At 42.3% G+C, this 11,529-nt stretch carries 12 protein-coding genes; 5 read left to right on the top strand and 7 right to left on the bottom strand.

The genetic code is table 11. The annotated features are described in order from the left end of the window. Positions 1-47: 47 nt before the first annotated feature. From BN1067_RS17360 to BN1067_RS17335, 6 genes are all read right to left on the bottom strand, one after another. Complete coding sequence (locus BN1067_RS17360) at positions 48-1,271, bottom strand: ISL3 family transposase (protein ID WP_110943548.1); 1,224 nt, start codon at positions 1,269-1,271, stop codon at positions 48-50. Between the two features lie 103 nt (positions 1,272-1,374). Then, positions 1,375-2,598, bottom strand: a complete 1,224-nt coding sequence (locus BN1067_RS17355; protein WP_110943226.1) for an ISL3 family transposase — start codon at positions 2,596-2,598, stop codon at positions 1,375-1,377. A gap of 156 nt (positions 2,599-2,754) precedes the next feature. Further along, a complete protein-coding gene (locus BN1067_RS17350) occupies positions 2,755-3,711 on the bottom strand; it encodes an N-acetylmuramoyl-L-alanine amidase (RefSeq protein WP_053220068.1) in 957 nt (318 codons plus the stop codon). 292 nt (positions 3,712-4,003) lie between these two features. Next, positions 4,004-4,453, bottom strand: coding sequence for a hypothetical protein (locus BN1067_RS17345; protein WP_053220067.1), 450 nt, complete (start codon positions 4,451-4,453; stop codon positions 4,004-4,006). Between the two features lie 95 nt (positions 4,454-4,548). Next, positions 4,549-5,187 carry an HAD family hydrolase gene (locus BN1067_RS17340; RefSeq protein WP_053220075.1) on the bottom strand — a complete coding sequence of 213 codons (639 nt, stop codon included), beginning with the start codon at positions 5,185-5,187 and terminating at the stop codon, positions 4,549-4,551. 116 nt (positions 5,188-5,303) lie between these two features. Then, complete coding sequence (locus tag BN1067_RS17335; protein WP_053220066.1) at positions 5,304-5,732, bottom strand: AhpC/TSA family protein; 429 nt, start codon at positions 5,730-5,732, stop codon at positions 5,304-5,306. 329 nt (positions 5,733-6,061) lie between these two features. Here BN1067_RS17335 and BN1067_RS17330 point away from each other — a divergent pair, with 329 nt between their 5' ends. Together BN1067_RS17330 and BN1067_RS17325 are read left to right on the top strand one after the other, a co-directional pair. Then, positions 6,062-7,390 carry a D-serine ammonia-lyase gene (locus BN1067_RS17330; protein ID WP_053220065.1) on the top strand — a complete coding sequence of 443 codons (1,329 nt, stop codon included), beginning with the start codon at positions 6,062-6,064 and terminating at the stop codon, positions 7,388-7,390. Between the two features lie 221 nt (positions 7,391-7,611). Next, complete coding sequence (locus BN1067_RS17325; protein ID WP_053220064.1) at positions 7,612-8,460, top strand: pentapeptide repeat-containing protein; 849 nt, start codon at positions 7,612-7,614, stop codon at positions 8,458-8,460. Between the two features lie 239 nt (positions 8,461-8,699). Here the strand turns inward: BN1067_RS17325 and BN1067_RS17320 are convergent, their stop codons facing one another. Then, entirely contained in the window at positions 8,700-9,230 is a 531-nt protein-coding gene (locus tag BN1067_RS17320; protein WP_053220063.1) for a DinB family protein, read from the bottom strand. A 250-nt stretch (positions 9,231-9,480) separates the two neighbouring features. On the opposite strand from BN1067_RS17320, the gene BN1067_RS17315 reads away from it, so the two are divergent. The 3 genes from BN1067_RS17315 to BN1067_RS17305 all read left to right on the top strand — a co-directional run bounded on the left by BN1067_RS17315 (position 9,481) and on the right by BN1067_RS17305 (position 11,500). Next, a complete protein-coding gene (locus tag BN1067_RS17315; protein ID WP_053220062.1) occupies positions 9,481-9,987 on the top strand; it encodes a DinB family protein in 507 nt (168 codons plus the stop codon). 101 nt (positions 9,988-10,088) lie between these two features. Beyond that, positions 10,089-10,289: a hypothetical protein gene (locus BN1067_RS17310; RefSeq protein ID WP_053220061.1), complete on the top strand. Its 201-nt coding sequence runs from the start codon at positions 10,089-10,091 to the stop codon at positions 10,287-10,289. Positions 10,290-10,345: 56 nt separating this feature from the next. Beyond that, positions 10,346-11,500 (top strand): hypothetical protein, encoded by a 1,155-nt coding sequence (locus BN1067_RS17305; RefSeq protein WP_053220060.1) that lies wholly within the window; start codon positions 10,346-10,348, stop codon positions 11,498-11,500. Positions 11,501-11,529: the final 29 nt, after the last annotated feature.

The following is an 11,529-nucleotide window of genomic DNA, read 5'->3' as shown; positions in this document are numbered from 1 at the left end:
AAGGTTCTACGTCAAATGTTGGGGTGGGAGAAATTTGCTCCTACTCCTTAACCCACTTGAAAGCCCCTGAATTCCTTCAGTTGATGATGTAATAACACTTTCGTTCTTAAGCGATCGTAACGACGAAACCCAAAAGCATTCCGTTTGATGACTTTCGTTTGGTTGTTCAATCCTTCAATAAACCCATTGCTATAATCGAGCGCAAAGCTATTCAGAATCTCTGTCTGCCAATTCTTCAAGGTGCCAATCGCTTGTAGATATTCTTCCATACCACTTTGCTTCACTCGGTCATAATACTGATACAATCGTTGTTTTACATAGCCAATATCGGTTTTCCCCATTGCTTTTGCCTCTTCAAACCAGCTGCGAAAAGCCTCTTTCAGCTTATAGGCGACTCGTAGTTCATCCGATAGATCGAGGTATCGGTTCAGATACCAGCGCTGCTTCTCGGTTAGTTCCTCCTGCTTCTTGTAAAAGATATGTTTCATCCGTTTACACTTTTTCCGGTCGTATTCATGGAAGTTCTTTTGGACTCGCCTGCGCACCTTTTCCAAAGCCCAATAAATATACCGACAAAAATGGAAACGATCGGCCACAATGATGGGGCTTCCCACCGCCTTCCGGACAGCTGACTTAAAACTATAGCTCATGTCCATGATGACCTTCCGGACATTACCCCCTTTTTCCCGAAGGTACTGCTTGACGGTTTTGACGGATCGATCAGGCAGGATATCTATTGGATTTCCGGTCTCTCCATCGCCAATGATGACCTGGTATTTCCCCGCATTGGTATCGCCTTTATATTCATCAATCGCAATCACTTCTGGAAGCTCTTCCACCTCTTGAAGTTCTGGTGTGGCCACCTGATCGAACCGGCGAATGGCTGTAGCTTGTGAGGTGCGGAACTGCGCAGCGGTATCCTTGAAGTTCATCCCCTGAATCACTCGCAGGCCCAGGGCCTGGTTCCACTCTTTTGAGTGACGCTGATAACGGTCCACCATCGGATTGGCTTCTGCGAATCGTTTACCACAGGAACAGGCATAGCGTCGTTTGCGGTAAAACAAATAGGTGGTTCGTTCAAATACCTTTAAGTGCTGGACTTTCTGCATTCGGTAATCATGAACACGAGAAGTCTGGTTACCACACGCCGGACAGGTTTGCGCCTGCCTGGGCATCTCCACCTCCATGTGGTAAGCTCCCTCCACCTCTTCTACTTTCTTGATAGAAACACTTTCTAATCCGGGTAATGTCATGTTAGAATGCATGTACACACAACTCCTATTTGCTTGTTTCTTGGTCAATTCAAGTGTAGTAGAGATAGGAGCTTGNGGTTCTACGTCAAATGTTGGGGTGGGAGAAATTTGCTCCTACTCCTTAACCCACTTGAAAGCCCCTGAATTCCTTCAGTTGATGATGTAATAACACTTTCGTTCTTAAGCGATCGTAACGACGAAACCCAAAAGCATTCCGTTTGATGACTTTCGTTTGGTTGTTCAATCCTTCAATAAACCCATTGCTATAATCGAGCGCAAAGCTATTCAGAATCTCTGTCTGCCAATTCTTCAAGGTGCCAATCGCTTGTAGATATTCTTCCATACCACTTTGCTTCACTCGGTCATAATACTGATACAATCGTTGTTTTACATAGCCAATATCGGTTTTCCCCATTGCTTTTGCCTCTTCAAACCAGCTGCGAAAAGCCTCTTTCAGCTTATAGGCGACTCGTAGTTCATCCGATAGATCGAGGTATCGGTTCAGATACCAGCGCTGCTTCTCGGTTAGTTCCTCCTGCTTCTTGTAAAAGATATGTTTCATCCGTTTACACTTTTTCCGGTCGTATTCATGGAAGTTCTTTTGGACTCGCCTGCGCACCTTTTCCAAAGCCCAATAAATATACCGACAAAAATGGAAACGATCGGCCACAATGATGGGGCTTCCCACCGCCTTCCGGACAGCTGACTTAAAACTATAGCTCATGTCCATGATGACCTTCCGGACATTACCCCCTTTTTCCCGAAGGTACTGCTTGACGGTTTTGACGGATCGATCAGGCAGGATATCTATTGGATTTCCGGTCTCTCCATCGCCAATGATGACCTGGTATTTCCCCGCATTGGTATCGCCTTTATATTCATCAATCGCAATCACTTCTGGAAGCTCTTCCACCTCTTGAAGTTCTGGTGTGGCCACCTGATCGAACCGGCGAATGGCTGTAGCTTGTGAGGTACGGAACTGCGCAGCGGTATCCTTGAAGTTCATCCCCTGGATCACCCGAAGGCCAAGTGCCTGGTTCCACTCTCTTGAATGACGCTGATAACGGTCCACCATCGGATTGGCTTCTGCGAATCGTTTACCACAGGAACAGGCATAGCGTCGTTTGCGGTAAAACAAATAGGTGGTTCGTTCAAATACCTTTAAGTGCTGGATTTTCTGTATTCGGTAATCATGAACGCGGGAAGTCTGGTTACCACACGCCGGACAGGTTTGCGCCTGCCTGGGCATCTCCACCTCCATGTGGTAAGCTCCCTCCACCTCTTCTACTTTCTTGATAGAAACACTTTCTAATCCGGGTAATGTCATGTTAGAATGCATGTACACACAACTCCTATCTGCTTGCTTGTTTCTTAGTCAATTCAAGTGTAGTAGAGATAGGAGCTTGTGTGTATTTTTTATGCGGAATTTTTCTAAAACCCCAACAAATATTGTAGAGCCAAAAAACAAGCCCTCCGGTTATAGGAACCGGAGGGCTAGCAATTAGCGGATGAAATATCGTTGAATCCCCTCGCTGATTCCAGCCGCTACCCTGTCCTGATAGCTTTGCGATTGAATTTTGCCAAGTTCCAATGGATTGGATACATATCCAAGTTCAATCAAAACAGACAAATCGCTGTTTTTCTTGAGTACACGGTAATCTGCTTGTCTCGTACCATTGTTTTTGAGATCCACATGATTCGAAATGGCTGCCTGGATATTTTCTGCCAAGTCAAGGTCCTCTCCGTCCGTGTAATAGTACGTGCTAATGCCGCTCGCTGTCGGTAAAGGAAAGGAATTGTAATGCAAGCTGATAAAAGCATCTGTATTATGACGATTGCTGATTTTTATCCGGTTTTCCAAAGAGATATAGGAATCTTTGTCCCTTGTCAGAATAATATTTGCACCGCTTGCCTCTAAATTTTCCGCCACATTGGCAGCTGTATGTAGGGTCAAGTCTTTTTCATACGTTCCGTCTATGCCGATAGCCCCGGGATCCTTACCGCCATGGCCTGCATCCAAAATGATCGTGTATCCGCTTAACGGCTTTACTGTCTGGCTTTTTTTCTGTTCATTTTTGCCTGCGGTGGAGCTTTTCTTTTGGTTAGATAAACGGCTGGCATTTTGTTTCTTATTCATTGCTGTTTGCTTTTGTGTATGTAAGAAGTTTCTATCTTGCTGCTCCGGAAATAGATACTGAGAGGCAACCCAGCCTACTTGATTACCGTAATAAGTTTTCACCCAGCCGTAGGCTTCATCAAAAACGGTGACAAGATCTCCGTCTCTAAGCTTCCCGATTACCTTTCCATTACTGGAAGGCTCTTCGCGTATCAGAAGAGAGGAACCATTGTCTACATCTACCACATAAGTCTCGTTATCAGCTGCCATTACGGATGGCGTGCACCATAAAGTTAAAACTAGAAAGGCAGCCCCTGTTGTCAAAGTAATCAACCATTTCATCAAAAAACCCCTTTCACTATAACTATTTTCCTGTACGAAAGTTGTTATCACGATATTTCACCATGGTACCCAGTCTGCAATTCTTTTAAACATGGTTTCTATTATTTATACATAGATTAGTAGAAAAATAGTACTCTTAGTGGAAAAATAGTCTTATAGATAGGTCCTTTAGGAATATAGATAGGGGGGCGGGAGGCTTATGGTATTTCCGAAAATAGGATGCGGTCTTTAGACAAAAAGAAGAAATTCACCACATTGTCGCTGTCATCTTCGTGGGAATTTCTTCTTGGATTCAAGAGGAAAGCTTCTGCTTAAATGTCTTCAATTTTGTTTTTACTTCAGAGCTTAACTGCTTGATTTGTTCGATATCAGGTGCTTTCTTTTGTGCGAAGGCAATCAACGGATACAGACTATCTTCAATATTTTTATAATCCTCTGGAAAGCTTTCCTCTACTGATTTTTCAATTTTGTCCCATTCGTTGGAAAGTGTTTGGCCTTGTTCGTTTATGTCACCTGCCTGTTCAGGATGGTTAGTGGTAACAGCAATCAATTTCTCCAGTACACCTAACACTTTATCCACTCCGTCAGCAATCTTCTGCTCGTTGCGTGTATCAATAGAAGTGACTTCTTCTACGAGAGCGACTTCTGACTTATCGGCTTCCTGCTGCTGTTCTTGTCCATCCTCTCCCAGGTAATAATACAGTCCAAGGCCTAGCAAAGCGATCCAAAAAAACTGCTTCAAGGGGAACCATCTCCTTTTTCATTTGTCGAAGATAGCCTTCCCCTGAAACAGGCAAGGTTATGCAATTCAGGATCATGCTGTCAATGATCCGTTATTTACCGTTTGTCTAAAAAGTGGAGTAAGTCAGCCGTTTTCTCAAATATGGCTTCCGGTTCGACTGAGTACTCGGATGACTGGTATTCAGGCAACCATTTAGCCGCACCTACATAAACACCAGCCTCTTTTCCAGCTTGCATGTCATCATCACTGTCTCCAACATACATTGCATCATCGATAGAGATATCGACTTTTTGTAAAGCTCGTTGTATACCTTCCGGTGCTGGTTTGGCCTTCTCTACATCATCTCCTGTGATCAATACATCGAAATAACGCTTCATATCTAGTTCAGCAAGAGAATATTCAAAGCTTTTTCGAGATTTTCCAGTGACCACACCGAGTTTCAGCCCCCGTTCTTTTAAAGTAGAAAGCAGCTGTTCTATCTCCTCATTCTTATCTACCAGACGATTATGATGGTCTTCGTACTGTTGGTAATAAAAGGAGACCGCTTCATCGAGATTATCACTTTCCAGGTTTTGTTCGATTAATTCTGGCTCGGGTGGGCCAAACATATCTTTTATTTGTTCTTTTGAGTAGTCTTTTTGGTCAAATTTCTTAAAGACCTCTTGAAATCCAAAAATGTTAATAGGAAGCGTGTTGGCCAGTGTTCCGTCAAAATCAAAAATAATTGCTTTCATTTTCCCACATCCTTTCTCGGTTTCATCCATTCCGGTCTTTCTTGTATACCCGAAAAGAGACATCCGAAAAAGTGGGGGATCTCGATGCTTCATCAAAAGAACCAACACGAAACCTGCTATTGTTTTTTGGATAACGCTTCAACAGCTATCAAAATGTCCGGTATGGTGGCATGGTCGGCAGGTTCTGTATCGATGTGGAACCAATGAACTTTTCCAGTCTGATCAAACAGCCAAGAGCCCCCAAGCTGAAAAACATCCTGTTTAAGCATTGCTTGTTTTATCACCTTTCTTTCTTTGGTGTCCTTAGGGAAAACTTCCCGGAGTCTGCCGGAGAATAAATAATTGGAGACTACTTTTAACGATTTTCCTTTGTTCATTTGCGGGAGTTTGAGCTGTTTGTAGGAAATGCGGTCGGGGTCTCCCAATATCGCAAAAGGAAAGGGTCCATATACATCGTACACTTGTTTCAAAAATTGTGTTCCAGTTGGCAAAACGACGGCAATTTTTATGGATTCTTGTTCGATTTCCTCTGTATGCTCACGCAACTGCGTGAGAAAATCTCGACAAATCGGTCATCCGATATGTCTTAATAGGACCAGCAACAGAGGTTTATCTTTGTGCAGCTCTTGAAGTGAAACGCTTTTTTCAGCATCCTTCGTCTCAAAGTGAAAATTCATATACGGCTACCTCCTTTCATTTTTGATGTAAACGGTACCATGGTAATCAAGTTTCTTATAGAATACAATATGAGTAGATATACGCTTTAATCGGGTAATATCCTTCTTTTTAACAATTTTGCAGCTGGGGTCCTTTTTTACGGTTAAAACGCCAGTTTAATCAGGAAGGTTAGTAGAGATAACAGGAGGGACGGTAAATGAATCGACAAATTGCAGGTCAGTCATTGGAGGATTGGATACGCAGGTTTCCTCTTTTGCGAAAGGTCCAACAATACCAGCCGGTTTATTGGATAAATGAAACGGTACAGACAGATAAACTGGAATTCGATAACTTGAAAGGAACGGATATAAAGGATGCTGCCGAAAGATGGGAGCGGTTTGCGCCATTATTGAAACAGCTTTTCCCTATTCTTGAAAAAACGGGAGGGAACATTATTTCACCGCTTCGAAAGCTTGATCGGTATAAACAATCCTATTTCCCGGACAAATTAAAAGACAGAGTGGCTTTTTACTTAAAGTGTGACAATGAGCTTCCTGTTGCAGGCTCCATCAAAGCACGAGGAGGCATGTATGAAGTACTCAAGCACGCGGAATCGCTGGCCCTAGCAAAAGGTTTGCTTCACGAGACGGACGATTATCGAAATCTTGCATCTCCGGCATGCAGGCAATTTTTCAGCCAGCGGTCAATCGGGGTGGGATCAACCGGGAACTTGGCCTTGAGCATCGGTATTGTCGGAACAGCACTTGGCTTCCAAGTCCATGTCCATATGTCGAGCGATGCTAAACAATGGAAGAAGGATTTACTGCGCCAGCATGGTGCTCATGTGCATGAATACGAGGGAGACTTCAGTGAAGCTATTACAAAGGGAAGACGTTTAACAGAAGACGATCCATCTGCTTTTTTCATCGATGATGAAGATTCGAAAGATTTATTTTTAGGATATAGTGTGGCAGCAGCCGAATTAAAGAAACAGTTACAGGAAGAAAACATCACGAACAGCGCAGAAAAACCGCTTTATGTGTACTTGCCGTGTGGCGTGGGCGGGGCTCCAGGAGGCATTGCTTACGGGCTGAAACAGCTCTTTGGAAAACACGTTCACTGTGTATTTGTCGAACCGACCCATGCGCCGGCGGTTTTGCTCGGTCTTACAACTGGACTCCATGAAAAAGTGTCGGTTCAAGATGTTGGAATTGATAACAAGACGGCCGCAGATGGTCTGGCAGTCGGAAGGCCATCGAAATTTGCATCGGCTATCAGTCAATCGACGGTGAGCGGTGTTTACACGGAAAGTGATGAAAGCATTTATCAGATGTCATATCAGCTTTGGAAGCAAGAAGGGATCTTTGTTGAACCTTCGGCAGCAGCTGGGCTGTCAGGGCCGATTCGTACTTCCATGGATACACGCTTACTAGAAAACGTTAGCGGAGGTGTTCATGTGGCCTGGGCGACCGGCGGTTCTCTGGTACCACAATCCGAACGAGAAACAATTTTACAAAAAGGGAAACGGCTTTCTGGAGATAAATGATGTAAAGACATTCGCTTCCTCATGAAAGAAGGTACGGCTGCCTAACCCAAGGTTAAAGGTCTAAATTTTATATTGTTGCTTTATTAAACTAACACATTCCGTTTAGTGATTCTAACCCCAATGATTTGGCTTTTTGAAAGTATCTTTTTTCTCTGAATGGGTTCATTTTATGAAAGTGATTTGTTAGTAGTTAAAATAAACTAAATTAAAGAGGGTTAAAAATGGATAAAGAAACAGCCAAAAATATAAGAAAAGGGTTAACTGCTGATTGTTCGAAATGCTTTGGACTCTGCTGTACAGCACTTAATATGGTTGCATCAAGCGATTTTCCAATTAATAAACCTGCAGGTACTCCCTGCCTGAATTTGCAATCAGATTATAGTTGCCAAATTCATAGCCAGTTAAGAGAAAATGGCTTCAAAGGCTGTACAGTATTTGACTGTTTAGGTGCTGGACAAATCGTTTCTCAGGTTACTTTTAATGGACAAAGTTGGCGAGATAATCCTGAAACTGCTGAAAAAATGTTCCAAATACTCCCTATAATGGAGCAAATTCATGAAATGATTGCGTATGCAGCGGAAGCTATATCGTACGATATTCCAAATAAGTTGTCTGATAGGTTGAGTCAGAGACTAAAGGAGTTACTGGATTTAACGCAATTGGGTGCTGATGAACTATTATCTCTAGATTTGATGATGTACCGATTTTCGTTAGATGAATTACTTAAAGTAGCAAGTGATTCTATTAGAGAAAATATTATTGAAAAGGAAATTGGTGCTAAAAAGGTAAAAGATTTTGACCATGCAAGAGCCGATTGGATGGGAAAAAAATTGAAGGATAAAGATTTGAGTGCAACTGATCTCAGGGGAGCATATTTAATTGCTGCCGATATGCGAAATGCTAATTTAAGAGCAGTGAATTTTATTGGTGCTGATTTACGTGATGCTGATTTAAGTGGGGCGGATCTTTCTACAAGTATGTTTTTGACACAAATGCAAATAAATTCGGCTAAAGGGGATGTGGAAACAAAATTACCTGCTCATATACAACGGCCTCTTCATTGGATATAAGTTGCAGGTTTTGTGCTGAGAGAGACTTTTGAAGCTTCGTTCGATGAAAAGAAATCTCTTATTATATTATCAGATGTTAATTTAATAAGAAAATAATGCCGTGTAAGTCTGGACTTCTACATTATTACTATTTTTCTATTAAAATCAACAAAAAACTTTAATAGAGCCTGAGAAAGTAATAGTATGATTTCTATTGCGAAGTCAGAAGTCATTCCATAAACGGAGTTCAAACCCCTGGATCAAGTATGTTTGCTAAGAATGCCGAGGTATTCCTGCCACGGTCCCACATCGGTCCGGTATCTTTCCGCCATTACCCGCACAATTTGCGTTATATGTGTTAAATCATGGACAACCCAGGTGGACAGCAGTTCACGTAACTTTACTTTTCCAAATGCTGGATGTGTACCCGTCCATTCAAATTGGTGAGAAGAATCGATAAGCTGCAAAACAATAGAAATATTCTGAGCGCGAAGCTTTTTGAATGCTTCCAGCCTTTGGCTGATTGATTCTTCTTTTTGTTCCTTTAAATGGGCAAAGCGATCAAACGGTGGAAATGTAGTATTTTCTCCTTGAGCTAATATGGTTTTAATGCGGGGAATCCAATTCGTTCTTTCGGCTTCGATAAGATGATCAACTACTTCTATAGCGTTCCATGTTCCTTCTCCTTCATTGCAATTAAGCCACCCGTCTGATAATCCTGACAACAAGAAATCTAACGTTTGCGGCGTTCTTTCCAGAATTTCCACTGCTTCATTCATCCTAAATTCCATCTTACCGCTCCTCTCCTTATTCCTATTGTTATTCTATGATGGTGCAATAAAGTCTGATTCGTCAGAAACACACATATTCCTCCTTGTTAGCTAATATTCGTGCGCTGGGAATGTCTGTTATAATGATACGAAAATGCATTTAAAATATTCTGACATAAATTCGAGAGAAGTATATAGATGATGTAAAATACGATCTGTTGCAGTTCCTTTCCAGGTCGTTTTATAAGAAAAGTAACTAAAGGAGTTAAGGATGGCATATAAAATTACGGGAAAAGCAGGATATTCACCTCAAATCGGACATCTGGTTTCGATGATGGATTATGCAAGAGAGACAACCTTGAATGCAGTACATGGGCTAACGACAAAGCAGCTGGATTATTTACCGGGGAACAACAGTAATACTATCGGCGCACTGTTATTTCACATGGCAGCAATGGAATTCGGTTTTCAAATTGAACTATTCGAGGGACGTGAACCAAACCAGCAGGAAATGAAAGACTGGGGAGCGGCATACAGTCTGGGAAACCAGGGGAGGGAAGAAATCAGGGGATATCCGCTCGATTACTATCTCGATAAACTGGAGAAGGTACGCCACCGGACCTTGGCGGAATTCAAAAAGCACAACGATGACTGGTTGTACCAAAGCAGACAGTGGGATGGCCATTCGTCCAACAACTATTTTATTTGGTTTCATGTAATGGAAGACGAAATCAATCATCGTGGGCAAATAAGAATCCAGCGAAAACTGGTAGAATGATAGTTTTGGAGCCGGCCGCATATTTACAGGATCAAAACCGTTTAATGCTATAATAGAGTAAATACGGAGAAACGAGTCAGAAATGGATTAGGAGTTTTTATATGAAGAAAGTTGCTGCTGTCGGATTTACGGCAGCCGTGTTTGTTTATACTGTCATGCACTATATTACCTATTTGATACCTTCAGAAACAGGAGAAATGATATTGTCAGCAGCAGGACTTGCTGCAATCTTTTTGCAGCATGGAATTTACCGCTTCGATCGTTTTCGGTGCCACTTTTTTTGCTGGCATCAGCCACGATAATACAACTTCCGTCGGGTGGTTCCTTTTTATCCTTTTTGCTGTCAGGAATTACACAGATGCGAAGTTTGATTGCTTTATTGCTGATTGTACCGATAATCGGCTGGATATTACGAGAGGAACCTTATATAGACGCGATTATGAATGCTGCCCATAAGCTTCTGAATACCGGCAGGAAATTTTACTTCGGTATCATGCTGGTAAATCAGCTGATTGCCTATTTTCTTTTATTTGGCTGTATTCCGATGATGTATCAGTTTATTCATGAATTCATGCGTGATAAAACGGGAGAAGCCTGGGAGTATTTTAAGGGAACGGCACTGCTTCGCTCCTTTGCATTGACGACTTTGTGGGTAGTCAGCATTCCGAGCTTTGCTTTTGCCGTCGATCATTTGGGAGCTTCTTTAGGCTGGACGATCGCACAAGGCTTGATGATATCATTAGCTGGAATGGGGCTGGCAGTCTGGTTTGCTTCCCGCAAAGAAAAACAATATGGAATCGATTTTACATCAGGGATTCAATCGGAAATCGCCAAACTTGTGGAGCCTAAGGAAAAAGGACAGTCTAGGCGGCAAGTCCTGGAATTTGCTGTTTTGTTCGTATCATTATTCACCACCATTTTTTTACTCCATCTTTTAATGGGATGGGGATTGTTGATCGTCATACCGCCAGTGATTGTTATTTGGACCATCGGTTATTTTGTAATAAAAAAACGCACTGGACGTCTCGCCAGCCAGGCTAGACAATACTTTGTGCAGGAAATGAAACATAAATCCCAGCAATTCAGTCTGCTTTTAGCTGCAGGGATGCTAATTTATGCGGTCAACGAATCGGGAGCAGGAAATTATCTGGTAGAAGGCTTGTTTTATTTGGAGGATACGGTACCATTTTTGAATTTCCTTGTCATCCTGCCGTTCACCACGATTTTTCTCGGCTTTTTGGGATTGGGTCCGTTAACGGTCATCGTGCTGGTTGCCGGTATTTTGCAGAATGTTGAGATGCCATATCCACCTGAACTGGTGGTATTGTCGCTTACATCCGGCAGTGTGATTTCTGTCTTGTTGTCTCCTGTGATTTTGCCGATTATTATTCTAAGTGCCACCAATGGATTGAGTATTTTGAAGAATGGCTTCCGGTTCAACTTAGGCTATAGCATTGTATTTTACTTCATGGTTCAGATATATATCCAATTCGTTTGGTATGTTGTTTATTAAAAGATTTTTCGTTGATTGAAGGAGTGTTA

Origin of the sequence: Virgibacillus senegalensis (genome assembly GCF_000821245.2) — a bacterium.
Lineage (GTDB): Bacteria > Bacillota > Bacilli > Bacillales > Amphibacillaceae > Sediminibacillus > Sediminibacillus senegalensis.
This window is presented reverse-complemented; position numbering and strand designations above follow the sequence as displayed.